We start from the raw sequence: 23294 nt of genomic DNA on the forward strand, positions 1-23294 counted from the left end.
CCAGACATTGGAATTGTGCGGGCGCATCCCAACCCTACCGGACTCACAGGCATCACTTGAAAAAAACTACCATTGCCGCCGCTACGGCCATCATTGCCATCGCCGCCACCGTCTACGCTTCGCCGTACTACGCCTTGCACCAGATCAAGACTGCGCTGGCCGAGCGCAATGCCGAAGCGCTGGCCGCACACGTGGACTTCCCCGCCCTGCGCGCCAGCGTCAAGATGCAGCTGGAAGCCAGCATGGCCCGCAGCATCGAAGCGACAGCCGGCAGCGGCAACCCGCTGGCCGCCCTGGGACAGTCGATCGCCAATGCCATGCTGGGCAAGATGGTCGACACCATGGTCTCGCCCGCCGGCGTGGTCGCGCTGGTCAACAAGAGCGCCGTCAGCCCGCAAGCGGAGGTGAATGCGAATCCGGATGCGCCCGCCGATGGTGCACGGAAGAAGGCCGACTATACGGCGGGCTATGCCGGCGTGAACACTTTCGTCGTGCGCGCCAAGGATGGCAATGCGCAGGAAGGCGCGCTGGTCCTGCTGCGCCATGGCGTGTGGGGCTGGAAACTGAGCTCGATCGAGATTGCCTCGGCGATGGCCGCACATTAGCAAAGCGCGCGCATGCGCCAGCAATCTGAGACACAATGCGGGTCATTTACATCAGATTGCAGGAAACTTCATGCTGAAACACACCGCCTTGGCGCTGGCCATGGCCTGCGCCGCGCCAACCGCCCATGCCACGGATGGGATTGCTGGCGCCGAACGCAGCCACTCCGTCGCCGCGCGCATGCAGGCGGAAACGTCCAACGCTGCCGATCCGGATGCTCCCGCCCTGCTGCCCTTGCCCAGCGACATTTCTCTGGCCGAACTGGAGCGCCGCCTGGCACTGGGCCAGGCGCAGGCCGCTGAAAAACACTATACCAGCGCGCTCGACCCGGCCGTTCTGAACGGCCTGGCACAGCAGATGGATTGCCTGGACATCATCGGCGTGCAGCCGTTCGGCTTCCCGCTCGATCAAACGCAGCCCACCGTCCTGAGCGGCGCACACCTGCTGGCCCGCTGCCCGGACAGGGCTTACGTGACGATCACGGCGATGTCGATGGCGGGCAAGACGGGCAAGCGCGTCAGCATTTCGCCGCAATCGTTCCAGCAGACCGTGGATGGCAAGCCCGCGCGGCGGCTGTATTACAAGGCGCCCAACGGGCGCCAGAAGGAATCGCTGACCATCGCCGATGGCAGTTATGTGTATGCGCTCGAATATTGGTCGCTCGATGACAGCCAGCAAAGCGGCATGGTCGGCAAGCGCAGGATGGAAACCTTGACGTTGCCGCAATAAAATAGGCGCGAACAGGTGAAATACTGTATATTCATACAGTTATTGACTATCACCCCTTTCGAGCATGCCTGCACACCCGCACCACGATTTACCCTACACCATCTGCATCAGCGCCACGATCGATGCGGAGGTCGAGCAAACCATCCTCGACGGCTTGAATGCCTATAACGATGCGATCACGGGATACCAGGACAGGCAGGTATTGAGCGTGGTCGTGCGCGACCGCGACAACCAGCGGGTGCTGGGCGGCGCCATGGGCCGGACCTCGCTGGGCCTGCTGTTTCTCGATCTGTTTTATTTGCCCGCCGCCTTGCGCGGGCTGGGTCTGGGCAGCCAGATACTGGCGCAATTCGAAGAGGAAGGACGCCGGCGCGGCTGCGCTTCGGCGGTGCTGTACACCATCAGTTTCCAGGCACCCGAGTTTTACGAGCGCCGCGGCTGGCGCCGCTTCGGCGACATCGCCTGCAGCCCGGAAGGCACGAGCCGGGTGTTCATGAGCAAGGCCCTGTAAGCCGCATGCGACAGTGGCCGGCGGCAAACCTGCCGCCAGCCACGATCAACAGCAATTGCTTACATGCCCAGCGACTTGAGCAGGTCGGCGTTGTCGTCGTCTTCCGGTTCCGCTGCAGGCGCCGGGGCGGCGTCCCGTTCGCGGTTCGCGAATTCGCCATCCATCAGCGAGTCGGCGTCGACTTCGCGCGAATCGAAATCGTGCAACTTGATGAACTCGGTACGGTCGATCGCCAGTTCCAAGTAGAAAATATTGTTCTTTTCCGTGTAGAAAGTGACGCGGCGCATTTCCGGGCGGTCCAGCGGCGTGTCGACGCTGAGCATCACCTGCTTGTTCAGCACCAGCATCTTCGGCTGGCTCTGGGTGATATTCGTTTGCAGTTCGCGCCGCACCTTGCCCGTGAAGTCGCCCACGATCTGGTTCATCAGCTCGCCCATGATGTTCGACACTTCGTCCGACGTGTAGAAACTGGCCAGCTCCGACTTCGGCATACCCATGTGCAACATGTAGCGCTCGTAGATTTCCATCGCCGTATCGGCGGCAAAATTGAGCACGACCAGACCCGTGAAACCGCCATCGAACATCACGAAGCAGCCGATGTCCGGCTTCAAACCCGTCTTGGTGATGCGCTGCACCATGCCCGAATAATTGACCTTGCTTTGCGTTGCAACGTTGAGCACCCGAACCACCGAGTTGCACAAACTCATCAACAAATCTTCTGTACCGTACACAACATCCTTTTCTGCATCCATGAGCAACCTCTCCTACTATTTTAAAGATGACAGCACTGTTCCCTGTCCGCCGCGAGCCGAAATACGACAGTTTCGCTCAGCAAGCGGACGACTTCACCTTTGCATGTCTGACCTTGCGTGGCAGCGCGCGCCGCGTTGCCGCCGGCACGAACCGCCCTCTTACCTTTTTCCGTATAGAAATAAGTATCAGATGCGCAGAATACCCAGATGTAACATTTCCGTCCAGCCATACCTGCATTTACTTGATGATCTGTGCAGAAATACCATATCCGGCCTGGGCACTGGCGTCAGCACAGGAAATAGTAACTAAAAATCAAGGGCGCGCAAGACCACGCCGCTGACCAGCAGATCGCGGCTCAGGTAGGCGAAGGCACGCTGGCCGATGCGCAGGCGGTGGGTGTCGAAGATGGCCAGCAAGTCGCCGCCCTGCCCCTGGTCCAGGCTGTGCAATGCCGTTATGGTGATACGGCACGTCTTTTCCGCCCCGAAAACGGTCAAATGGAAACGGATGGCGTCACCCGCCTGCTCGAGCGCGATGCTGTCGCGCAGGATTTCATAGGGCATGGCAGTTCTCCCCGCTGTGGGACGAATGCGCAGGCCGGTGGCACCCGTTCATGTGGCGAACGTGGCGGCAGGATCGACATGCCGTGGCAAGTCGATGATGAAGACGCAGCCATGGCCAACCACGCTTTCCACGCTCAAGTTGCCGCCATTCGCTTCCACGCTGCGCCGGGCAATCGACAGGCCCAGTCCCAGGCCAGTCTTGTTGGCGCCGGCTTGCGTAAATGGCAGGAACATGTCATCCGCGGCCTCGGGCGACAGGCCAGCGCCGTTGTCTTCCACCTCGATCCTGATCCGTTCGCCATTCGCATACGCGCGCAGCACCACGGTGCCATTTGGCACGCCAAACTTGAAGGCATTCTGCAGCAGGTTTCCCACGGCGGAGAGCAGCAGATCCTGGTCCGCATGGAGCTGCAGCAAGGGAGCGACCTCTTCCACAACCAGGGTGCAGTGCAGCAAGTTCGCTTCCAGGCTTGCCGAATAGCGCAGTTCATTGATGAAGTTACTCAGGAAGAAAACCGAGCGCTGCAAGGTCAGGCCCGCCTCCACCCGCACCTCCGCCAGGGAGCGGTCGATCAGGGTGCGCAAATCCACGAGGCTGCGCTCGAGTACGGCCCCAGTCGCGCCCGTCACACCCATGCCACCCTGCTTGAGCGCGGCGACAGCCAGGCTGGCCGTTCCCAGATGAGCGCGCAACTCCTGGGCAAAATAGCCGATGCGCTGGCTCAGTGCCAGTGCCTGTTCATTGGCAATCAGCACGTCGCGCCGCTGGGTAAATTCGGACACGGCTTCGGCAATGCCGTTGTCGAGGCAGCGGTTCAGCGTCCTGAATTCCTCGACGGCGAACTGTTCCTCCATGAGCACGGCAAGGTCGCTGACAGATTGGCACAGGTCGCCATAGTCGTGCACTACCTGGCCGACGGAATAGCCGAGCGTCAGCAATTGCCCGCCGTGCATAGTGGCACTGCCGGCCAGTTCCGATGTACCCGCCGCACTGCCGTCAGCGGGACCGGAAATGGCCAGGCTTTTCGCCATCTGGCCTGCCTCTTCCGCCTGCAGCGTGCGGATCAGCTGATCCAGGAAGATGGGTATGCCGTGTTGTAACTGTTGTTCGGTCGGCAATCGCAATGGTCTCCTGGCGACTTTATCTCGGCAACGGCGCTCCAGCTCGGCGCGATGTTCCGCTAGGAATAAATGCATCATGACGTTTCCGGCAATCTCAATGATTAAGAATAAGCAAGCCTAGCGCGCCGACCTGTCAAACACCGTCTGTTACCGTACATATTCGCGCCCGCCTGCCTGGCGCCGTGCAGCGCGGGCATCGGCCAGATCCCTGTGCTATTGTCGTCGGATACATCATCAGGCAGGAGTCATGCATGCTCAACATCGTTACCAGCGTCTCGTTCCGCTACATCGATCCACGCCACAAGGAACCGGGCCCGAGCAGGGAATTCATCAATCAGAACATTCTGCTGCCGCCGGGCGCCCATCTGCCGCGCATGGGCGAAGCGATCGAACTGATGCACTGGGACTTGAACCGCGACATGAAATCCGGCGTCTATTCTGTGCTGTTTGTCCACACACGCATTGCCTTGTTTGATGGCAACGAAAAGCCTTCCGGCTGGCACACCACGATCACCGTGGGACCGCAGTCCGACGAAATCGACGAACGTTTTCTCAGCGCTCCCTCCTGATAGCCGTGCGCCCCTTGTTCCGGGCAGGCCTGACCACCTAAAATAGTGCTTTATATTAAACATGATCGTGACGGCAACAAGCACCAATGTCACGCACAAGGAAGTCAATGAGCACACTTGTAGAAGAACAGGCAACGGCGGAAATGATGGCGTCCGTGGAAGCCTGGTTTGTCGAGCGCCTGAAGCGCACCGACCTGGAAAGCGCCGTGAATCGCACCACCTTGCAGATGGGTGTCTTCAGTGATTTATTGCTCGACTACAAACCCGGACGCACCACGGCCGACGATTTCCAGCTGACTGATGCCGATGAGTTCGCACCGAGGACACGATCGGGGCTCGATGAAGCCGTCGTGCGCGACAGCATCGCGCCCCAGCTGGTTGCCATGGTGCAAGCGAAGCTGGAAACACTGGCCGACACGGCCCTGATCGACTACCGCTTCAGCTTTCGCGGCAAATTCCAGACAGCACAGGGCACGCTGCACCTGAACCTGCTCGACTACGTCAACGAAGGCAAGCGCCTAGCCTTGCTCGAGCGCATACACGGCTACGTCACGCAAAAACTCGAGCGCGGCAGCCGGCCGACGAAAAAGCTGGAAACTTTCTTCCTGGCGCGCCACCTGCTCGATCCCCAGCTGTTTCCGCAGCCCGATATCGCCTGGACCATCGCACAATTCGAGCGCATCGAGCAGCTGAACAAGTCGCGGCCGCAAGCGCTGGCCGAACATCGCAGCGATATCATCCAGGCCGTGTCGGCCTGGGCGGAAAAGCAGTTCCTGCCACAGTTCTATGATGTGCAGCAATCAGCCTACCGCAGCACGGAATACACCCTGAAGCCGGGCGCGGCGCCCGATGCGCAGGCGCGACAAGCGATCGATCTGCTGCTGTATGGCGCCGTGATGATATTGCGCCACGAACCGAGCTACGCCAAATCCAGGGGCCTCGAATTCCTGGAAAGCGCGCGCGAACTGGGCAGCGAACGGGCCGTGCGCATGCTCAAGGAAGGCAGCGGCACCTTCCCGGACGGCGATATCCACGTAAAAAATGCGCTGCTGGAATGCCGCGCCAACGATGTGTTTGCCACGATCAGCATCGCCATCGCCCGGGAAGAGGAAGGCGCGTATGGACAGGCGCTGGCCTTCATCACGCATTTGCTGCAAAACGGTTTTCCGAAAAACTACCAGATCAAGCTCAAATCCAAGGCCAAGGCCTACCTGCCGGTCAAGGGACTGGCGAAATCCGATACGCACCGCTTCTTTGCCAATACCCTCGCCTGGCCCGCCCTGCAGCCGCAACTGGAAGCGTATGCGCGCGCAGCCATCGAGCAATTCGAATTCTATGCCGACACGGAAGGCGAAAAGAATTGCATGCCCGGCAGTTACGCCACGTTTGGGCTGGGCTTGCTCGACTCGCGCTATTTCCCGCTGGTGCAGCACTACATGGCCAATGTCGACGAGGAACACCAGTCCGTGCAGGACCAGTTCACGGCAGCCTTCGCCGAACAACATGGCGTCACGCCCGCCTCCGCTCCCGCGCTGGCGGCCTGCCTGCGCGCGTGCACGGATAACGCAAAGGTGAAAATCCAGGCGGAACTGGAGGAGGTGGAGAAGCTGGAGCTGTTCTGCCAGCAACTGCAAGGGCTGGAAGGCTATCTGGTGGAACACATGCTGTATCCCGTCTGGGGCAAGCTGGAAAAACTGGCGGCCCTGGCGCGCAAGGCGCAAGGCCGGCGCAAGGAGCTGCTGCTGGCCTTGCTTGAAGCGGCCAGCAAGACGGCCGCCTGAGGTGGACAACGTTGCGTGCGCAACGTTATGACTTTCACCATATATAATGCGGGCGCCGAAATTGCCACAAGGCATCTTTTGGCGCCTGACATTGAATCGTGGAGAAAATACATGCACCAAACACAACAAACATCGCGCATCGCCGTGCTCGCGACCACCTTTGCTGCCACCATGGCGCTGGCCCAGCCCGCCATCGCCGCCGACGCCGCGGAACTGGCGCCAGTCGACGTGGCCGACCTGTACATTAAGACCATCATCAACCAGGATGAAGCCAGTGTCGCCAAGCTCAACGCCTACCTGCGCCCCACCCGCCTGGCCGGCCACCAGAGCGCCGAATACGCGTCGTACAGCGACTTGAAGGCAGCGGACGCCAAATTCCCAACGGAAACGGGCAAGCTGATCGCCGACCTGTTCCCCGCCGCCATGCGCGCGGCCGTGACCCCGGCAGCCGAACTGCTGGCCGCGAACGTCATCGCCGCCAAGAAGGGCGCCGCCTGCCAGGCCACCAAGGCGGACCCGGTAACGGTGGAAAACGGCATACAGACGGCGGCCGTCAGCTTCGAATGCCAGATCGTCAAGGTACCGCTGGCATGGGCACCTGCCGCCCAGCAACTGGCGAAGAGCGGCTGCAAGGTCGAGCAATGCAAGGCTGGCCTGCAAAAGATCGCTGCGACCTACACCAGCTCGTCGAAACAGGCGTGGCGCGCCGTATTTGCCGTCAGCCGCGAAAAGAACTCGGAAGCCTGGCGCAACGATTTCGCGCGCGAAACCTTCGATGAAATCTGGGAATACTTGTAATCCTTCACGGATTGATAAACTGCCGATGGATAAACCCAAACTGACACCAGTCGCCCAGCCCGCAGGCCTGGCATTGCTGCACCTGCTCGCCCCTGAGCATGTGGAGGTCACGCTGGGCGCGCAAGTGCTGGCGCTGGATTTGCCCGCCCTGCACGGCAAGCAATTGCTGGCGCTGCTGCGCCGGCTGCGTGCCGCGCAATCCAACCAGCAGGATTATGCTGGCGCCAGCGGCGAGCAAGCCGAACAGATGTTTGGCGCCGCCATCGCCGCCGTCAAGACGGAGCTGGCCACGCGCCCGCACATCCCCAACAAGCTGGAAGCGAAGGCCTTGCGCCAGGCGGCGGCAAAAAAGCGTTAATCGAGGAGCAAGCCGGCCTCCAGCACTGCCATCCCGTGCGCGCTGGCACGCCGGCGCCCTTCTATAATGGGAAGCTCTCTTGTTTCCGCTATTGAAAGACGCCCATGCCCACACGATTTTCCCGCCACGTATTGAACTGCGCTATTCTTGCTTTCTCAGGATTGGCCGCCATGCAGGCGGCCCAGGCCCAACCTCAGCCGACAGGCCCCATCGACGCGCGCGCCGTGTGGCAGGAACGCTCGCTGTCGGCTTGCCGCAGCGAACAATCGACCACCGCGCCCGACGTGTGCCTGCTGCGCACCATGCAGCGCTCCGGTGCCCGCCCGCAAGCCATCGCCGCCGCCAGGATGCTGGTGAAAGCGAACAATGCCGGCTTCATTTCCGCCTGGCGTCCGCTGGGCAAGGCGGCCCTGGCCACCGTCACCTATCCGTTTCGCGCCAACACGAATGAAGGCACCTTGCTGATCGGCAGCGATGGCGCGGCCATCGATGTCGACGAGAACTCCGTGCGCGAGGAAGACCGCGCCACACCGGCCTGGCGCGCGTTTGCGGCCGCCCATCCAGACTCTGTGCCGTTTGCGCCCGCCGACTTCGTCGGCAGCACGGCCACCAGCGATGGCGGCCAGAGCGTGCTGTTTTCCACGCCGCTGATCACCTGCCACGCCTGCGCCGAGGATGGCGCCCTGCTGGTTGCTTACACGATCGACAAGGCGGGAATCGTGCGCGAGCGCAAGCTATTGACGATCAAGTAATGCTGCACCAAAGATAAGATAGAATTGCTTGATGGCATGTCTATACGAGTACATGCCATCGATCCAAACTTACTTATTACAGGAAAACATGCGCCGCTCTTGCCTTGCACTACACCTCACCGCTGCCCTGCTGCTGTCCAGCCCCTTCCACCTCGCCAATGCCGCGCCCGCCGCTACCGCTTCCTCCAGCGCGGCCACGCCGCTCGTCATCGGCGAAAGTTTCAGCATCGATTCACAGGCGCTGAAAGAAAAACGCCACATCAATGTCTACATGGCGCGCGCCTGGGATACGCCGCCCGACGCACCGCTGCCCGTGCTGTACATGCCGGACGGTGGCATGGCCGAAGACTTTTTGCACGTGGCCGGCTTGCTGCAAGTGTCAGTAGCCAATGGCACGATGCGCCCCTTCATGCTGGTCGGCATGCAAAATACGCAGCGCCGGCGCGACCTGACGGGCCCGACCGGGAATGCGGAAGACCGCAAGATCGCCCCCGTGGTGGGCGGCGCGTCCGCCTACCGGACCTTCATCCGCGATGAGCTGATGCCGGAAATCAAGCGCCGCTACCGCACAACGGGCGAAACGGCCATCGTCGGCGAGTCGCTGGGGGGCTTGTTCGTGGTGGAAACGTATCTGCTGGAACCGCAGCTGTTCGACCATTACCTGGCCTTCGACCCCAGCCTGTGGTGGAATCGTGGCGCCCTGCCGCGCCAGGCGGCAGCCCTGCTGGCGAAAGGCGCGCCAGGCAAGCACAGCCTCTACATGGCGTCCAGCAGCGAAGCAGGCATCGCCATCGAAGTGCAGCGCCTGGCCGACGTGCTGCAAAAACAGGCGCCGCCCGGCTTGCAATGGCACTTGGAAAAGATGCCGGAAGAAACACATGGCACGATTTATCACCCGGCAGCCCTAAAAGCGTTTCGCAGCATCTTCAAGCCGGCCACGCCGCCGCAATAAGGGGGACGGCTACGGCGCCGGCAGCGCCTGCCCCATCTGCTCGCGCAGCCAGCGCAGCAAGGTGGTGCGGCGCGCATCGCCATCGAATGGCAGCGGCGACAGCAGGAAATAGGCGCTGCCGTCGCGCCGAAACCCGAAGGGCGCGACCAGGCGTCCGCTGTCGAGGTCTTCGCGCGCCATGAAGACAGAGCCGATGGCCACGCCGAGGCCGGCGCAAGCCGCTTGCAGGCTCAGATAGAAGTGCTCGTAAGTCTGGCTGTCGCCCTGGCCTCCGCCGTCAGCGTCGGCGTCCTTGACGGCGGCGCGCCAGTGGGCCCAGGCAGCCGGGCGCGACGCCGTGTGCAGCAGGCGCTGCGTGGACAGGTCCAGCCGGCCTTGCCCCAGCAGGGCCGGCGCGCACACGGGCGCAATCCATTCATCGCACACCTTTTCCGCATGCAAGCCCGCATCCCACAGAAAATCGTTGCGGCGCAGCGCCACGTCCACCGCGTCGCGCTGGAACGCCACCGGCCCGCCCGAGGCGAACAGGTGCAGCGGCACCTCGGGATGCCGCTGGTAAAAGTCGCCGAGGCGCGGTATCAGCCACTTCATCGCGATCGTCGGCTCGCACGACACCACCAGCGGCCCCTGGCGCACCGGCTGGCGCACGGCTTCGAGGGCAGCGTCGAGCCGCTCGAATGCTTGCTGGACGGCATCGCGCAGCTGCGCGCCCGCAGGCAGGAGGAACACGCCGCGGTTGCGGCGTTCGAACAGGGGCGTGCCCAGCGACGTTTCCAGCAGGCGGATTTGTCGGCTGACGGCCCCGTGCGTGACGTGCAGCTCCGCGGCCGCCTGGACGAAACTGCCCAGCCTGGCCGCAGCCTCGAAGAACCGCAAGGTGCCGAGCGCCGACTGCCTAGTCATAATCTGTCACTTTTTCTCACACATATCCGCAAGATATCATCGTTTTTCATGGAAGGCCATTATAGGGATAATTTGTCTTCCGGCAGCCCGCATGCGCGCCACGCCCTCGCCGCACAGGCGAGAAATAGTCACCGATGGCCGTGCGGACGCCACCACTGTCCAAGGAAGACACATGATTGCATTGCTTGCCGTTGCCCTGATTACCCTGCTCGCATCCATCGTCCCCGGCCCCGATTTCGCGATGGTCACGCGCAACAGCTATCTGCATGGCCGCCGTGCCGGCCTGCTGGCCGCGCTTGGCATCGCGCTGGGCGTGCAAGTGCACGTGTTCTATACGATGTTTGGCGTAGCGCTGCTCATCGCCGGTTCGCCTGCGCTATTTACGGCGATCAAGCTGGCTGGCGCCCTCTACCTGGCCGTGATCGGCTGGAAAACCTGGGCCAACCGCGCCGGACTCGTCATCGACCTGCATGGCGGCGCCAGCGTGCCACGGCGTCAAATCTTGCTCAACGGCTTTCTGACCAATGCCCTGAACCCGAAAACGACCCTGTTTGTCATCAGCACCTATACCCAGGTGGTGCAGCCCGGCACGTCATTGACAGTCCAGTTCGGCTACGGGCTGTGCATGTCCGCCATCCACCTGGCCTGGTTCGCCCTGGTGGCCGTCTTTTTCTCGCAAGCGCGCTTTCGCATGCGCATGGTCAGCCACCAGCGGACCATCGACCGGCTGATCGGCGCGGTCCTGATGGCGCTGGGCGTCGCGCTCGCCTGCGCCAACATGGACAAACTGTAATCTGGCGCGGGACGTGCCCGCCACATCTGGCGGGTAAAATCGGCGACCCTGCTTTTCCCGCCCGAGTCAGATACCCATGAGCTTTTTGAAATTATTGATCCTTTCCATCGTCCAGGGCTTCGCCGAGCTGCTGCCCGTCTCCAGCTCCGCCCACGTCATCATGGCGGAAAAATGGATGGGCCTGGACCCGACGTCGCCGGAGCTGACCATGCTGCTGGTGATGCTGCACACGGGCACCATGTTCGCCGTCATCGTGTATTTTTGGAAATCCTGGCGCGCCACGTACTTCAGCTCCGCCACCGCCTTCCGCAGCAACGTCCTGCTGCTCGTGGCCGCCACGGCCCTGACGGGCATCGTCGGCTTTGGCTTGCTGAAAGGCATTACACACGTCATGAGCGAGGATGCGCCCGGCTTTGAAATCGAACACCTGTTCGGCAACGCGAAGCTGATGGCCGCCGCGCTGGCCGCCGCCGGCGTGCTGATCATTGTGTCGTCGCGCCAGCAAGCGCGCCAGCATGGCTCCTTGTCCATCGGCAAGGCGATGGCGATCGGCGCCGTGCAGGGCCTGTGCCTGCCTTTCCGCGGCTTTTCCCGCTCTGGCGCCACCATTTCCGCCGGCATCGCCATGGGCGTGCCGCAGCGCCGCGCCGAGGAATTCAGCTTTGCCCTTGCCGTCGTGCTGACGCCGGCCGTGCTGGTCAAGGAAGGCTGGCGCTTCTACCAGGCCGTGGCAAATGGCAGCCTGGACCATCTGCAACACGGCAACAGCCTGCTGCACTTGCTTGGCCCCAGCCTGCTGGGCATGCTGCTGTCGTTCCTGGCCGGCTTGCTGGCCCTGCGCTGGCTGTCGCGCTGGCTGGAACAGGGCCGCTGGCATTTCTTTGGCGCGTATTGCCTGCTGGCCTCCTTAGTGGTGCTGTACGTAGGGTAAAATCGCCGGGTTTCCAGCTATACACATCCCAGCCAGTTTTACTGAAAGCCAACGATGAATTTCGCCGCCACCGCCGCCCTCTCGCTTGCCATGTCCACCGATGCCTTCGCGGCGGCCGTGGGCAAAGGCGCCGCCCTGCACAAGCCGCAATGGCGCGAGGCGCTGCGCACGGGCCTGATCTTTGGAGTCATCGAAGCCATCACGCCCATCATCGGCTGGGCCCTGGGCAGCGTGGCCGCGCCGTACGTGGAAGCATGGGACCACTGGATCGCCTTCAGCCTGCTGGGTATCATCGGCTTGCTGATGATACGCAATGCCCTCAGCGATAGCGATGAGGAAGAAGCGCCAGCCCAGTCGCACTCGTTCTGGGTGCTGGCCGTCACCGGCCTGGCCACCAGCATCGACGCCATGGTGGTGGGTGCGGGCTTGGCCTTGCTGGGTGCCAACATCGTCGTGACGGCCGCCGCCATCGGTTTTTCCACCTTCGTCATGGTGACCTTGGGCGTGATGCTGGGCCGCGTGCTGGGCACGGTAGCGGGCCGGCGCGCCGAACTGGTGGGCGGCCTGGTGCTGATCGTCATCGGCTGCGTGATCCTGTACGAGCATATCGGCCATCCGGCAGCCTGAACCCCGGCACGCCGGCCCCGCCTTCCTTCTCGATAGCCGCCGACGGCCTGCCTGGCGGGCGCGCCGCGCACTGTTGCTGGCGTATGATGACGTGAATCAACTTGGCTCCTGCAGCCTGAAAGCAGCGATGATGCAATCGACTAAGCAATTCAAGGAAGGCGATACCGTACGCGTCAAATGTGGCGGTCCGGCAATGACGGTACTGTGCGTCGATGGCGATTACTTCACGGGCGAAGAAAACCGTACGGCTGTCTTTTGCGTGTACGAAAAAGACCAATTTCTGTTCAAGCAAGCCTATCCCGAGTGTGCGCTCGACATCCTCCGCGACGCCTGACGGCAAGCGGCGCAGCCGGCGCCCCGCTTTGTGCTACATTCGATGTTCTGCATTCCTGTCTAGCAAGGTGACCATCATGGAAACTCTTGAGCTGCTTTTTGCCTCGCTGGTGCGCGAAACGGCCGAATCGATACGCGACCACCACATTCCTTTTGCCATCAAACACGACGAGCGCGCCTATTTCGAGTGGATGGATGGGCATCCGATCAATGGCTATATCCAGGAAGCGTATCGGGAGATCGAGGAAACAGCCCAGCAGATCCGCGCCATTCGCGCTGGATGATGACGCTTTCCGCAAGCTACTGCGCGGGGCGCTTTGCGGCTGGCGATGCTCACTGCACCGAAGTGCGGTTGCGCTTCTCAGCCACAAATCACCGCCGCTCGCTACGCTTGCGACAAACGTCGATATGGTCGTTAAGCCATGCAGTGAACGTATTGACTTAGATCAAACACTCAGCTGTTCCAATCGAATTGATAGCCCAAAGCCGGGACAATCAGGTCTGGAGGCGGGAGACATGGATCAGGAACAAAAACACCAGATCAGGGGCTATGAATTTCATGTTGCGGGGGCGCTGGAGAAGGATGGGCGTTACCGGGGCATGATTTTGATTAGCAAGCGCGGCGATACGCAGCAGGTGTACGCCAAGCCCGTGCTGATCGAGACGCCAAGCAGTTTCAAGTCCGTGCATGCGGCGTTGATCGAGGCATCGGCGTATGCCCAGGAACTCATCTATAACGGCGCCATCAAGGCACTGCTGCCGGCCGATGCGCCGCTCGCAGGAAAACAGGCGCCGCAGCCGCCGGATTTCGTCGGCAATTGACGCTGGCAAGCCGATCTGGGCACCTTGGGGACGCGTATAATGACGCGCTTTCCCGGACAAAAACTCTACACCATGGAATTTGTGAATTTACCGCTGGTCTTCCTGGTCGGCTGCGCGCTGATCGCTTTGCTGGCCAAGAAAAATGGCTATTCGTGGTACCTGTTTTTCTTTGCCATCGCCGTGCCCGCGCCCCTGTTGCTGCTGGCCTTGCCCCATGTACTGGGCGTGGAAACCGCTTCGCTGACCGCCGTACGGCTGGGTACCGTCCTGTTCTTCCCCGTGGCCGGCTTGCTGCTGGCCCTGCGGAGGAAGAGCTGACCGGCAAGTTGCCTCAACCTGCCTGCACGCCATCGGCCAGGCGCCAGCCGACGGACAGCGCCAGTTGCTGCGCCTCTTTTTCGTTGCTGCAATCGTCGTAATCGCAAGTGTCCGCATACGCGCCGCATGCCTGGTTCTGGCTGACATACGAGCCGACCCAGCGGCCATCGCGGCGTTGACTGGCCGTGGCGCTGATAATAAAACCTTTGTGGGTGGTGGGATTTTCAAACGACATAGTTCCTCCGGTGCAAGAAGCGTCAGGAAGCTGACTGGTCTCCACTGTGCGCCACCTGCCGCCCGCAGTCTGTACGTTTGACCACACACAGAAAGCACGCGCGCGCCTGCCTCGCGGCGCCGGGCGATCGGGTATGATTTCAGCATGTGTGGACGACTCGATCAACATGACACGGCGCCCGTGCTGGCGTCATCCTTCGGCTGGACCGACGCGGTGTTCGACAGCGAGGCCGAGCCGCACCTGAACGTGTCGCCCGGCACTTACCGGCCCGTGCTACATATCCAGGATGGCGTCCACAAGGTCGATGACGTCTTCTGGGGCTACCGCCCCGCCTGGGCCGCGCAAGCCGTGCCCGCCCCCGGCAAGAAAAAAATCCCCATCGCCATCAATGCCCGTCTGGAAAAACTCGCTGGCGCCTACTGGAAGCCCTTGCTGCGCGCGGGGCGCGGTATCGTCAGCGTTTCCGGCTGGTATGAATGGACGGGAGAGAAAGGCAGCAAGCAACCGTGGCACATCCACCGCAAGGACCGCGCGCCCCTGTTCCTGCTGGGGCTGGCCCAGTTCGGGCCGTACAAGCACAACCGCGAGGAAGCCGGCTTCGTGCTGGTGACGGCCGACAGCATGGGCGGCATGGTCGATATCCACGACCGCCGCCCCGTCGCCGTCAGCCTGGAAGACGCGCACCGCTGGCTCGACCCCGCCTTGACGCCGGAGCAGGCGCTGCATTTGGCGCGCACCTGCATGCTGGATGTAGATCTGTTTGAATGGCATGCCGTCGATAATCCGCTGGTGCCGTCTGCCAAACCCAAGCCGCCACCGCCGGCTGCGGCGCAGAGCGCGTTTGACTGGGGAACGGATTAAGGCAATCGCGCCAGCCGTCGCCATAGCGCTTCCATCGGCCCCTGGCGAAAATGCCGCAGCCAGTAACGGCTCAGCAGCACCTGCCCCGCCATGATGACTACCGCCAGGCCCAGCATCTCGGCCGGGCGCAGTGTTGCGCCCCAGCCCAGGCCCGGCCCTTGCAGCAGCCAGGTGCCGATCAAGGATTGCAGCAGATAATTGCTCAGCGCCATGCGGCCCACGGGCGCCAGCCATGCGCCCAGCCAGCGCAGCATGAAAGGACCGGTCAGCATCAGCGCGGCCACATAGCCGGCCGCCAGCACGGGGCCGCCGGCAAACAGGCCCACTTCGAACAGGGCCGTGTCAAACACGGTTTGATACGGATCGGCCACTTGCCACGCGACAGCGCCCGCCGCCAGCAGGTTGAACGGCAAGCCCACGCCCAGCCCCACGGCGCGCACCCGGCGCCACAGGCGCTGGTGGCGCTGCGGCTGCGTCAGCCAGCCACAACGCACGGACAAGATGCCCAGCAGGAACAACACGATGATATGCGGCAGCATGACGGCGGCATACAGCAAGGAGACGAGGAAATCGTTGGCGCGCAGCTTGGCGACGGCCCACGCACCGCCTTGCGTGTAGATGGCGTAACGCTCCGCAAAACTGTGCAGGTCGCGCGCGATGTCCGGTGCGCCGCCCTGCTGGCCCACGGGAATGAGCAGGCACATGAACAGCAAAAAGCCGGCCGCCACCAGCCAGGCGCGGTTGCGCACGCGGCTGAGCCGGGCTGATGCCAGGGGCAGGATCAGCATGCCGGCGACGGCATACGAGGTCAGCACGTCGCCACTCCAGATGAGGAAACCGTGCAACAGGCCGAATGCCAGCAGCCAGCGCAGCCGGCGCCGATAAGCCGCTCGCGCCTGCTCCCAGCTACCCAGCTGGCGTTGCAGGGAGCGTGTCTGCAAGGCAAAACCGGCGCCAAACAAAAAGGCAAAGATGGGATAGAACTTGAATTGCGCCAGCGCCGCCACCAAAAAAATGACGAGCTGGTCCAGCACGGGCGGCTGCGCCGGCAAGGTGCCGTAGCGCAAGGAAATCGTGCCCCAGGCAAAGCCCCATATATTCACCAGCAAGATGCCGAACACGGCAAGGCCGCGCAGCACATCGAGCTGCAGCAACCTGCCGGGCCTGGCGGACATGGAGTTCAGGGGCGCGCCAGGGTGGGGTAATCGGTCACCCGCAGGCTGAAGCCGGACGCATCCGATTGCAGGCTCGCCTGGCCGCCGAACGGCAAGGTGACCCGGCGGCGGATGTGGCCAAACTCGAGCCCCGTCAGCACGGGTACGGGCAGGCGCTGGCGCACGTAAGCCAGCATGGCGTCGAAATCGTAGCCGTTATCCATGGGACTGAGTTTATACGCGGAAAAATCGCCGAGCACCACGGCTTGCTGGCGGCCAATCACGCCCGCGTGCAGCAGTTGCAGCAGCATGCGTTCGACCCGGTACGGGTGTTCGTTGACGTCTTCCAGGAACAGGATGCCGCCGTCGATTTCCGGGAAATATGGCGTACCGAGCAGATGCACGAGCATGGCCAGGTTGCCGCCCCACAGCTTGCCTTTCAGCTCGACCTGCGGATTGCCCGTTGCCGTGCCCGTGACCGTGTGCGTGGGGCCGGCCAGGCACGACCACAGCTGATCGAGCGTAAATTGCTCGGGCTCGTCGCGGATGAAATCGTCGCAGATCATGGGACCGGCAAAGCTGGCGCGGCCCGTTTTCGCCATCAAGCCCATGTGGAAGGCCGTAAAATCGCTGTAGCCGACAAACAGCTTGCCGCTGTCCGCCATGAGGTCGAAATCGATGTCGGGCAGGATGCGGCTGATGCCGTAGCTGCCGCGCAAGGCGATCACCACCTGCACGGCAGGATCGGCCGCGGCGGCATGGAGCTGCGCCAGGCGGCCCGCATCCGTGCCGCCGAAGCGCTGGAATCTATGTTCGTGATCGTAGTAATTGTGGACGGTGGCGCCTTGCGCCTGCAAGCGGGCGATACCGCGTGCCAAGGCCGCCTCGTCGGGCGCATAACCGCCCGGCGCGACGATGGCGATGCCAATCTCAGGTGTCTTCAAAATATGCCCGGCTAGTCAAGGGGTGGGCGCGCCTGGCTCAAGCTGGCTGGGAGCGCATCTGGGGCGCCATCTTACCTTGCAGATGCACATCGATCAAGGCGAGCAGGCGCTCGATCAGCTGGGGCGGCATGTCGTGTCCCATGCCTTCGATGACTTCCAGCCGGGCGCCCGGGATCAGCGCCGCCGTATCGATGCCGCAGGCGACGGGAATCAGGGGGTCGGCCGCGCCATGGATCACCAGCGCCGGACAGCTGATGCTCGGCAACAAGGCCGTGCGTTCGCCCGATGCGGCGATGGCCACCATTTGCCGCGCCACGCCTTCCGGGCAACTGCCACGCTGCAGCGCCGCCTCGATGCGCTGGTACAGCAGTTTTTCCGAGACAGGATAGGCGGGACTGCCGATGACGCGCACGGTGGCGGCCATGTGCGCCATCAGTTCGGCGCGGCTGGCGTTGCGTTTCGGGCGTTGCAATAAAGCGTTGCGCGCGGCCCGCGTGGGGCCGGGCAAGCCGCGCCGGCCGCTGCTCGACATGATGGACGTCAAACTGAGCACCTGCTGCGGCGCGCGCGCCGCCATCACTTGCGCGATCATGCCGCCCATCGACACGCCGATCACATGCGCCTGGGCAATGCGCAAGGCCGCCAGCAAGCCCAGCGCGTCTTCCGCCATGTCATTGAGGGTGTAGGAAGTTTTCAGGGGCCAGCCGACCAGGTTTTTCACATAGGCCAGCCGCAGATAGGGTTTGCCCGCCAGCGCCATCTTGCTCGACAGGCCGCTGTCGCGGTTGTCGAAACGCAAGACGCGAAACCCTTGCTCGACGATGCCTTCGACGAAGTCCGCCGGCCAGGCAATCAATTGCATGCCCAGGCCCATGACCAGCAGCACGCACGGATCGTTGGGGTCGCCGTGGCTCTCATAAGCTATGTTCAGGCCGTTCGCCATGATGGTTGCCATGATTGCCTCTCTTCCAGGAACCAGCACGCAGGCACGATCGCTGCGGCCTTGTAATCAGCATACCACTATTGTGCTTCAGACATGAGACCGGCACGCGGCACTCAGCTGAAGTGTTGCCGCGCCGGTACGGCGCGCGGCAACGGTGACGAATCAACGGTGCTGCTTACTTGGCTTTAGGCAAGGAATCGGCCAGGTCGACCCAGCTTTGCGGCTGCGGTTTGCCCCGTTCGCGCACGCCGAAGAAGGAGACCACTTGCGTGCCTTCCTTGTCGAAAAACTCGACGGAGGTGACGCCGCCGCGCTTGACGACCCAGCCGCTGCGCAGGGCCGTGTCGCGGATGTGCAGGTTGAAGTCCGGGTCCAGCACGTTGAAGAAGCCGCCAGCGGCCATGGTTTTCTCGATCTTGCCGCTGTAGATCTGCGTCAAGCCTTCGTTGCCCAGGAACACCATGATGGCGACCTTGTCCTTTGCCGCGTTTTCCAGCAGGGTACGCAGCGCTTCGGGCGTCACGCGCTCGACCACGCCGGCCGGCGCCAGGCGCAGGGCCTGTTCGCGCGACAGGTGGAACTCACGCATGATTTGCGCAAACTGGTGCACGTCCGTCATGTCTTTCCAGGCCAGCTGGAATTCCTTGACATCGATCTCGGCATCCGGCTTTTCCGCCGCTTTCGGCGCCACGGCCAGCACGTTCAGCTCCGCGCTTTGCTGCGGCAGGCGGAACGTCGCCACCAGCTTGTCGTACACGGCCACGCCCGGCTCGTTGCGCAGGTATATCTTGTGCACGGCCGTGCCGTTGGCGTCAAAAAACTGCAGGCTGCGCGTCGGCTTGCCATCGCGGCCGGCCTGTTCCACGGCAAATGCGTATTTCCAGTTTTCAAAGTGGAAACGCAGGTCGATCTGGCCGCCCAGGTAGCCGCCGGCGATATTGCGCTGGCGCGCTTCCGTTTCCGGATCCTGCTTGGCGTCGGCCTGTTCCGACTTGTCGCCCGCCTGCTTGAATTTGCTGGCGACGCCCGTCGTTTCGATCACGCCATTTTCATTGCGCGTGATGGCTTGCACGATGCCCAGGTCCAGCGCGGCGCGCATGATTTCGCGCGGCTGGTTGCCGTCGGCCTGCAGGCGCGTCACGCCCTTGCCGATGTTGGTTGCCAGCAATTGCGCTTCGGACACACCCAGCGCGCGCGCCGCGTCGCGGATCTGCAGCTTCGGCTGCTCCGTGCGCAAGGTGGACCAGCGTTCCGCCAAAGTGGCTGGGGCCGCGTATGCGTTTGCGATCAGCAGGCTGCCTAGCAGGGATAGAACGAGTTTGGATAACTTCATAGAGAGACCATTCAATCAAACATGGAAAAAAAGAGGGGCAAGCACCCCTCCCCGGTAAAAATCAATAGTTGACGCTGAGGCTGGCGGCGACGTTGCGGCCCGGCTTGGCGTAGCGCTCGATCTCCGCGCGGCTGGCCACCGTGGTGCCGGCGGACAGGCTGCGCGCAGCGGCGTAATCCCAGTACTTGCGGTCCGTCAAGTTGTACACGCCGACGATGATCTTGGCGTTCTTGTGCACGTTCCAGTAGGTCGACAGGTCGAAGATGGTGTACGACGGCACCTTGAAACGCGGTGCGGTCGTGCCCATCAACAGGTCGTTCGGCGCCTGTTTCTCGCCTGCATGCAGGGCCGTCAGCTCCAGGCCGAACAGCTGGTTCGCATGGTCGTAGCCGAAGGTCAGCGCCGTCTTGGGCGGCGCCACCGAAGCCAGGCCGCCGCTCTGGCCCGTCTGGGTATTGAAGGAGCGGCCCTTGGCCACGCCCGTGGCCAGGTCGACGCGGTAGCCCTGCATGGCAGGCGACCAGGCACCCAGCTCCGCGCGCAAGCTCAGCTCGCCACCCCAGGTGCGGGCATCGCCGATGTTTTCCGGACGGAACAGACCCTGCACGATGGTGGGGAAATTGACCGGATCGTCTTCCTGCGCCACATACTCGATCATGTTCTTGTATTCCGTCTGGTAGACGGAGGCGTGCATGCTCAAGCCCTTGACGATATCGCCCTTCAAGCCCAGCTCGTAGGCCTGGCTGGTTTCCTTGCGCAGATTCGCATTGCCCAGCACGGCATAACCGGTGCCCGTGCCCGTATAGCTGAAGGAATCATAGGTGCCCGTGCGCTCGGCCGCCGTCGGCAGGCGCGTGCCGCGCGTCACGGTGGCATAGGCATTCATCTGCGGCAGCACTTCCACGGACAGGCTCAGGCTCGGCGTGAAATAGGTATCGCTTTCCTTGCGCACTTCCTTGGCGGCATTGGGCACGGCGATCACATAGTTTTGCAGGTTTTTCGGTTCCAGCTTGCGGTAGTCGGCGCGCAGGCCCGGCGTCAGCACGGCTTTCTTGCCGCCCAGGTTAAAACTGAGGTCGTCGCGCACGTACACGGCCAGCTTGGTGCTGTCCATGTCGGCCATGCGGTTCTTGCGCGTGATCTGGTGTACGCCCGTGGCGATGATGGTGCGGTCTTCCACCCATGGACGGCGCGATTTGCTTTGCTCCAGCTGCACGCCGTACAGCAGCGCATTGTCGGCATTGACTTGCTTGAACGCTTCCGACGTCAGGCCGATGCTGTCATTCTTGAAGCTGGTATCGATGGTCCGCTGCGACGGGCTGCCGAAGGTGTAGCGGCCTTGCGTCTGGTCATCGATTTTCGCATTCTGCAGATACACCTTCGACGTCAGGCGGTCGAACAGGGCGAAGTCTTTCAGTGCCACATCGTGGCCCAGGCTGACGCGCGTGCGCTTGGTGGTGGAATCCTGCTGCACGCCCGTCGGATAATACGTGCTGACCTTGTTGCGCAGATCGCGCTTGTTCTTGCGCTCGAACATGTCGACCGTCAAGTCCAGCTTTTGTTCGCCCGGCAAGGCCCACACCAGCTTGGACAGCAAGGCGTTCGAATGCCAGTCGTCCGGATTGACGGGGGCGCTGCCGCGGCTGTCCGTCTGCTCGCCGTCGCGGTGCACGTACACGGCCAGGCCTTGCAGATTGGCGCCGATCTTGGCGGCACCCGTCAAGGTATGCGCATTGCTGCGGTCGGCCGTGGCGCGGCCGTATTTATACGCCACATAATGGTCCACGCCTGCGCCCAGGTAATCCTCGGGCGACTTGGTGATGAACGCCACGCTGCCGCCCAGGCCAGGATTGGCGCCGCTGGCGGCCGTCGTGCCCGAATCGATGCGCACCTCGCGGAAAGTTTCAGGATCGAAATAGTCACGCCCCGTGCCGAAGGCGTTCAAGGTGGTGCCGTCCGGCTTCGGTGCCGCATCCGGCAGGGAAATGCCATCCACGTCCAGGCTGACCCGGTTGCCTTCCATGCCGCGGATGTTGTAGCCCGTGTTGCCCGAACCATCCCACACGCTGCCGGCGCCCGATGCCGCCATTGGCGTGCTGATCAGCGGCTGGTAGCGCACGATGCCGGCCATGTCCGTCACGTTGCGGCGCTCCAGATCGTCGCTGCGGATCACCGTCTTGGTGCCGGCGCGGCGCTCATAGTCCTGTTTGGCATTGACGACGATTTCCGGGAAGACAGGCAGCTTGGCCGGTTCCTGGGCGGCCGTGCCCGCGTTGATGGCGGCCGTTTGGGCCACGGCAGGCAGCAGCGGCGCTGCAAACAGGCCCAGCAAGGCGGCGCGCAGCACCAGGTTATGGCGGCGGGCCGGCAGGCAAGATGAAGATACAACGGGCGCAGCGAAGCGCTGCAGAGGCACAGTAGTCATGATGATCCGGTCTAAGAGTAAAGGCTGGCTCTTGAACCCGGATCGATAACGATGCGCAAGGGAAGTTTGCTGGCGAAAACAATACTGTAACACGAATCATTCTCATTTGAGAATGGCGAAGTGGTCTAGACAGATGTTATTTCGCAACAGTTATAAAAATGCCAGCCTCGGTGGCTGGCAAGGAGGGCTGGCTGGGCAAGGCCATGGCGGCCCTGCCCTGTCAGGACTGGTGTCAGGCCTGCGGATTGGCCAGCTTGCGCGCTTCCGCCTGCGCGCGGCGGCGCTCGGCAAAGAAGCGCTTGAGGAAAGCGCCGCACTCGTCGGCCAGCACGCCGCCTTCGATGGCCGTCTGGTGGTTCAACGCAGGCTGCTCGAACAGGTTCAGCACGGAACCGCAGGCGCCCGTCTTCGGATCGCCCGCGCCATACACGACGCGCGCCAGGCGCGCATGCAGCATGGCGCCCGAACACATCACGCACGGCTCCAGGGTCACGTACAGCTCGCAGCCGGGCAAGCGGTAGTTGCCCAGCTTTTCGGCGGCCGCGCGCAAGGCCATCACTTCCGCGTGCGCCGTGGGGTCGTGGCGGCCGATGGGCTGGTTGTAGCCCACGGCGATGACTTCCCCATCCTTGACGACGACGGCGCCAACGGGCACTTCGCCCAGATCCCACGCGTGCTGGGCCTGCTCGAGGGCCAGCCGCATGTAGCGCGCATCCTGCGCGCCAGCGTGCGTTTCAGTCATCGGTCACTTCTGCCCAGCAATTCGGCGTTTCATGCAGCACCAGTTTATGCAGGTGCAAGCCCGTGCCGAAATGGTCGGTAAACGCCGCCTTCAGGATCTCGAAGGCGATGCGCGCCAGGTTTTCCACGGTGGGAATGCGGTCGATGACGACAGTTTTATGGTCGGGCAGGCTGGCCAGGAAGTCGCGCACGGCCGTATCTTTTTCATACACGAGGAAGGCATGGTCCCAGACATCGACCAGGTGCTGCTTGGCCAGGGTTTTCACGTCGGAAAAATCCATGATCATGCCATTATCGGAATTGCCTTCCGCTTCGATGACCTTGCCAACCAGGGTGATTTCCACCGTATAGCGGTGACCGTGCAGGTTGCGGCACTGGCTTTTGTGGTCGGGAATGCGGTGGCCCGCGTCGAATTCGAGCTTGCGTGTGATAGTCAGCAT

At 62.6% G+C, this 23294-nt stretch carries 29 protein-coding genes; 17 read left to right on the forward strand and 12 right to left on the reverse strand.

Annotated elements, in window-relative coordinates; all coding sequences use genetic code 11:
* Positions 1–56: 56 nt before the first annotated feature.
* The 3 genes from CSQ92_RS07710 to CSQ92_RS07720 all read left to right on the forward strand — a co-directional run bounded on the left by CSQ92_RS07710 (position 57) and on the right by CSQ92_RS07720 (position 1843).
* Entirely contained in the window at positions 57–605 is a 549-nt protein-coding gene (locus CSQ92_RS07710) for a DUF2939 domain-containing protein (protein ID WP_099393756.1), read from the forward strand.
* A gap of 70 nt (positions 606–675) precedes the next feature.
* On the forward strand, positions 676–1332 hold the full coding sequence (locus tag CSQ92_RS07715; protein WP_099393757.1) for a hypothetical protein: 657 nt from the start codon (positions 676–678) through the stop codon (positions 1330–1332).
* Between the two features lie 64 nt (positions 1333–1396).
* The gene (locus CSQ92_RS07720; RefSeq protein WP_099393758.1) at positions 1397–1843 is read left to right on the forward strand and encodes a GNAT family N-acetyltransferase; all 447 of its coding nucleotides are present in this window, start codon (positions 1397–1399) and stop codon (positions 1841–1843) included.
* Between the two features lie 59 nt (positions 1844–1902).
* On the opposite strand, the gene CSQ92_RS07725 is transcribed toward CSQ92_RS07720, so the two are convergent.
* The 3 genes from CSQ92_RS07725 to CSQ92_RS07735 all read right to left on the reverse strand — a co-directional run bounded on the left by CSQ92_RS07725 (position 1903) and on the right by CSQ92_RS07735 (position 4278).
* Positions 1903–2595 (reverse strand): DUF3334 family protein, encoded by a 693-nt coding sequence (locus tag CSQ92_RS07725; protein ID WP_034784631.1) that lies wholly within the window; start codon positions 2593–2595, stop codon positions 1903–1905.
* 306 nt (positions 2596–2901) lie between these two features.
* Complete coding sequence (locus tag CSQ92_RS07730; RefSeq protein ID WP_034784632.1) at positions 2902–3159, reverse strand: DUF1488 family protein; 258 nt, start codon at positions 3157–3159, stop codon at positions 2902–2904.
* A gap of 48 nt (positions 3160–3207) precedes the next feature.
* Complete coding sequence (locus tag CSQ92_RS07735) at positions 3208–4278, reverse strand: sensor histidine kinase (protein WP_373606019.1); 1071 nt, start codon at positions 4276–4278, stop codon at positions 3208–3210.
* Positions 4279–4532: 254 nt separating this feature from the next.
* Between CSQ92_RS07735 and CSQ92_RS07740 the strand changes: the two genes are divergently transcribed.
* The 6 genes from CSQ92_RS07740 (at position 4533) to CSQ92_RS07765 (ending at position 9491) form a co-directional block, all read left to right on the forward strand.
* Positions 4533–4850: a hypothetical protein gene (locus tag CSQ92_RS07740; RefSeq protein WP_092605004.1), complete on the forward strand. Its 318-nt coding sequence runs from the start codon at positions 4533–4535 to the stop codon at positions 4848–4850.
* A gap of 107 nt (positions 4851–4957) precedes the next feature.
* Positions 4958–6631, forward strand: coding sequence for a DUF6138 family protein (locus tag CSQ92_RS07745; RefSeq protein WP_099393759.1), 1674 nt, complete (start codon positions 4958–4960; stop codon positions 6629–6631).
* Positions 6632–6742: 111 nt separating this feature from the next.
* Positions 6743–7429: a hypothetical protein gene (locus CSQ92_RS07750; protein ID WP_099393760.1), complete on the forward strand. Its 687-nt coding sequence runs from the start codon at positions 6743–6745 to the stop codon at positions 7427–7429.
* Between the two features lie 25 nt (positions 7430–7454).
* A complete protein-coding gene (locus tag CSQ92_RS07755; protein ID WP_099393761.1) occupies positions 7455–7787 on the forward strand; it encodes a hypothetical protein in 333 nt (110 codons plus the stop codon).
* Between the two features lie 170 nt (positions 7788–7957).
* Positions 7958–8539, forward strand: coding sequence for a hypothetical protein (locus CSQ92_RS07760; protein WP_139178974.1), 582 nt, complete (start codon positions 7958–7960; stop codon positions 8537–8539).
* 88 nt (positions 8540–8627) lie between these two features.
* Positions 8628–9491 carry an alpha/beta hydrolase gene (locus tag CSQ92_RS07765; protein WP_099393762.1) on the forward strand — a complete coding sequence of 288 codons (864 nt, stop codon included), beginning with the start codon at positions 8628–8630 and terminating at the stop codon, positions 9489–9491.
* Positions 9492–9500: 9 nt separating this feature from the next.
* Here the strand turns inward: CSQ92_RS07765 and CSQ92_RS07770 are convergent, their stop codons facing one another.
* Positions 9501–10394 (reverse strand): LysR substrate-binding domain-containing protein, encoded by an 894-nt coding sequence (locus CSQ92_RS07770; protein WP_099393763.1) that lies wholly within the window; start codon positions 10392–10394, stop codon positions 9501–9503.
* A gap of 172 nt (positions 10395–10566) precedes the next feature.
* Between CSQ92_RS07770 and CSQ92_RS07775 the strand changes: the two genes are divergently transcribed.
* From CSQ92_RS07775 to CSQ92_RS07805, 7 genes are all read left to right on the forward strand, one after another.
* Entirely contained in the window at positions 10567–11187 is a 621-nt protein-coding gene (locus tag CSQ92_RS07775; RefSeq protein ID WP_034785902.1) for a LysE family translocator, read from the forward strand.
* 76 nt (positions 11188–11263) lie between these two features.
* Complete coding sequence (locus CSQ92_RS07780) at positions 11264–12118, forward strand: undecaprenyl-diphosphate phosphatase (protein WP_099393764.1); 855 nt, start codon at positions 11264–11266, stop codon at positions 12116–12118.
* 54 nt (positions 12119–12172) lie between these two features.
* The gene (mntP, locus tag CSQ92_RS07785) at positions 12173–12745 is read left to right on the forward strand and encodes a manganese efflux pump MntP (RefSeq protein ID WP_034785905.1); all 573 of its coding nucleotides are present in this window, start codon (positions 12173–12175) and stop codon (positions 12743–12745) included.
* Between the two features lie 127 nt (positions 12746–12872).
* A complete protein-coding gene (locus tag CSQ92_RS07790) occupies positions 12873–13079 on the forward strand; it encodes a DUF2158 domain-containing protein (protein ID WP_099393765.1) in 207 nt (68 codons plus the stop codon).
* 76 nt (positions 13080–13155) lie between these two features.
* Positions 13156–13362 carry a hypothetical protein gene (locus CSQ92_RS07795; protein ID WP_099393766.1) on the forward strand — a complete coding sequence of 69 codons (207 nt, stop codon included), beginning with the start codon at positions 13156–13158 and terminating at the stop codon, positions 13360–13362.
* A gap of 232 nt (positions 13363–13594) precedes the next feature.
* A complete protein-coding gene (locus CSQ92_RS07800) occupies positions 13595–13900 on the forward strand; it encodes a hypothetical protein (RefSeq protein WP_099393767.1) in 306 nt (101 codons plus the stop codon).
* 39 nt (positions 13901–13939) lie between these two features.
* Complete coding sequence (locus CSQ92_RS07805; RefSeq protein ID WP_099393768.1) at positions 13940–14218, forward strand: hypothetical protein; 279 nt, start codon at positions 13940–13942, stop codon at positions 14216–14218.
* A gap of 13 nt (positions 14219–14231) precedes the next feature.
* On the opposite strand, the gene CSQ92_RS07810 is transcribed toward CSQ92_RS07805, so the two are convergent.
* Entirely contained in the window at positions 14232–14453 is a 222-nt protein-coding gene (locus tag CSQ92_RS07810; protein WP_070279728.1) for a hypothetical protein, read from the reverse strand.
* A gap of 144 nt (positions 14454–14597) precedes the next feature.
* Here CSQ92_RS07810 and CSQ92_RS07815 point away from each other — a divergent pair, with 144 nt between their 5' ends.
* Positions 14598–15314 (forward strand): SOS response-associated peptidase, encoded by a 717-nt coding sequence (locus CSQ92_RS07815; RefSeq protein WP_099393769.1) that lies wholly within the window; start codon positions 14598–14600, stop codon positions 15312–15314.
* On the opposite strand, the gene CSQ92_RS07820 is transcribed toward CSQ92_RS07815, so the two are convergent.
* The 7 genes from CSQ92_RS07820 to queD all read right to left on the reverse strand — a co-directional run bounded on the left by CSQ92_RS07820 (position 15311) and on the right by queD (position 23294).
* Positions 15311–16489, reverse strand: a complete 1179-nt coding sequence (locus CSQ92_RS07820) for a DUF418 domain-containing protein (protein ID WP_099393770.1) — start codon at positions 16487–16489, stop codon at positions 15311–15313. The two genes, CSQ92_RS07815 and CSQ92_RS07820, sit on opposite strands and share 4 nt — an antisense overlap.
* Before the next feature lie 5 nt (positions 16490–16494).
* Positions 16495–17412, reverse strand: a complete 918-nt coding sequence (ldcA, locus tag CSQ92_RS07825; protein ID WP_070279734.1) for a muramoyltetrapeptide carboxypeptidase — start codon at positions 17410–17412, stop codon at positions 16495–16497.
* A gap of 37 nt (positions 17413–17449) precedes the next feature.
* On the reverse strand, positions 17450–18367 hold the full coding sequence (locus CSQ92_RS07830; protein WP_070279737.1) for an alpha/beta fold hydrolase: 918 nt from the start codon (positions 18365–18367) through the stop codon (positions 17450–17452).
* 163 nt (positions 18368–18530) lie between these two features.
* Entirely contained in the window at positions 18531–19688 is a 1158-nt protein-coding gene (locus CSQ92_RS07835; protein WP_034785915.1) for a hemin-degrading factor, read from the reverse strand.
* A gap of 61 nt (positions 19689–19749) precedes the next feature.
* Positions 19750–22113 carry a TonB-dependent hemoglobin/transferrin/lactoferrin family receptor gene (locus CSQ92_RS07840; RefSeq protein ID WP_099393771.1) on the reverse strand — a complete coding sequence of 788 codons (2364 nt, stop codon included), beginning with the start codon at positions 22111–22113 and terminating at the stop codon, positions 19750–19752.
* A 232-nt stretch (positions 22114–22345) separates the two neighbouring features.
* Positions 22346–22855: a tRNA adenosine(34) deaminase TadA gene (tadA, locus tag CSQ92_RS07845; RefSeq protein WP_099393772.1), complete on the reverse strand. Its 510-nt coding sequence runs from the start codon at positions 22853–22855 to the stop codon at positions 22346–22348.
* A complete protein-coding gene (gene queD / locus CSQ92_RS07850; RefSeq protein ID WP_035819191.1) occupies positions 22848–23294 on the reverse strand; it encodes a 6-carboxytetrahydropterin synthase QueD in 447 nt (148 codons plus the stop codon). Before queD ends, tadA begins: the two co-directional genes overlap by 8 nt.

The organism is Janthinobacterium sp. BJB446 (assembly GCF_002735655.1).
Taxonomy (GTDB): Bacteria; Pseudomonadota; Gammaproteobacteria; order Burkholderiales; family Burkholderiaceae_D; genus Janthinobacterium; species Janthinobacterium lividum.

Coding starts and splice junctions, on each gene's coding strand:
- CSQ92_RS07715 (WP_099393757.1), top strand. CDS start 676: ATGCTGAAACACACCGCCTTGGCGCTGGCCATGGCCTGCGCCGCGCCA.
- CSQ92_RS07720 (WP_099393758.1), top strand. CDS start 1,397: ATGCCTGCACACCCGCACCACGATTTACCCTACACCATCTGCATCAGC.
- CSQ92_RS07725 (WP_034784631.1), bottom strand. CDS start 2,595: ATGGATGCAGAAAAGGATGTTGTGTACGGTACAGAAGATTTGTTGATG.
- CSQ92_RS07730 (WP_034784632.1), bottom strand. CDS start 3,159: ATGCCCTATGAAATCCTGCGCGACAGCATCGCGCTCGAGCAGGCGGGT.
- CSQ92_RS07740 (WP_092605004.1), top strand. CDS start 4,533: ATGCTCAACATCGTTACCAGCGTCTCGTTCCGCTACATCGATCCACGC.
- CSQ92_RS07745 (WP_099393759.1), top strand. CDS start 4,958: ATGAGCACACTTGTAGAAGAACAGGCAACGGCGGAAATGATGGCGTCC.
- CSQ92_RS07750 (WP_099393760.1), top strand. CDS start 6,743: ATGCACCAAACACAACAAACATCGCGCATCGCCGTGCTCGCGACCACC.
- CSQ92_RS07755 (WP_099393761.1), top strand. CDS start 7,455: ATGGATAAACCCAAACTGACACCAGTCGCCCAGCCCGCAGGCCTGGCA.
- CSQ92_RS07760 (WP_139178974.1), top strand. CDS start 7,958: ATGCAGGCGGCCCAGGCCCAACCTCAGCCGACAGGCCCCATCGACGCG.
- CSQ92_RS07765 (WP_099393762.1), top strand. CDS start 8,628: ATGCGCCGCTCTTGCCTTGCACTACACCTCACCGCTGCCCTGCTGCTG.
- CSQ92_RS07770 (WP_099393763.1), bottom strand. CDS start 10,394: ATGACTAGGCAGTCGGCGCTCGGCACCTTGCGGTTCTTCGAGGCTGCG.
- CSQ92_RS07775 (WP_034785902.1), top strand. CDS start 10,567: ATGATTGCATTGCTTGCCGTTGCCCTGATTACCCTGCTCGCATCCATC.
- CSQ92_RS07780 (WP_099393764.1), top strand. CDS start 11,264: ATGAGCTTTTTGAAATTATTGATCCTTTCCATCGTCCAGGGCTTCGCC.
- mntP (WP_034785905.1), top strand. CDS start 12,173: ATGAATTTCGCCGCCACCGCCGCCCTCTCGCTTGCCATGTCCACCGAT.
- CSQ92_RS07790 (WP_099393765.1), top strand. CDS start 12,873: ATGATGCAATCGACTAAGCAATTCAAGGAAGGCGATACCGTACGCGTC.
- CSQ92_RS07795 (WP_099393766.1), top strand. CDS start 13,156: ATGGAAACTCTTGAGCTGCTTTTTGCCTCGCTGGTGCGCGAAACGGCC.
- CSQ92_RS07800 (WP_099393767.1), top strand. CDS start 13,595: ATGGATCAGGAACAAAAACACCAGATCAGGGGCTATGAATTTCATGTT.
- CSQ92_RS07805 (WP_099393768.1), top strand. CDS start 13,940: ATGACGCGCTTTCCCGGACAAAAACTCTACACCATGGAATTTGTGAAT.
- CSQ92_RS07810 (WP_070279728.1), bottom strand. CDS start 14,453: ATGTCGTTTGAAAATCCCACCACCCACAAAGGTTTTATTATCAGCGCC.
- CSQ92_RS07815 (WP_099393769.1), top strand. CDS start 14,598: ATGTGTGGACGACTCGATCAACATGACACGGCGCCCGTGCTGGCGTCA.
- CSQ92_RS07820 (WP_099393770.1), bottom strand. CDS start 16,489: ATGTCCGCCAGGCCCGGCAGGTTGCTGCAGCTCGATGTGCTGCGCGGC.
- CSQ92_RS07830 (WP_070279737.1), bottom strand. CDS start 18,367: ATGGCAACCATCATGGCGAACGGCCTGAACATAGCTTATGAGAGCCAC.
- CSQ92_RS07835 (WP_034785915.1), bottom strand. CDS start 19,688: ATGAAGTTATCCAAACTCGTTCTATCCCTGCTAGGCAGCCTGCTGATC.
- CSQ92_RS07840 (WP_099393771.1), bottom strand. CDS start 22,113: ATGACTACTGTGCCTCTGCAGCGCTTCGCTGCGCCCGTTGTATCTTCA.
- tadA (WP_099393772.1), bottom strand. CDS start 22,855: ATGACTGAAACGCACGCTGGCGCGCAGGATGCGCGCTACATGCGGCTG.
- queD (WP_035819191.1), bottom strand. CDS start 23,294: ATGCTGACTATCACACGCAAGCTCGAATTCGACGCGGGCCACCGCATT.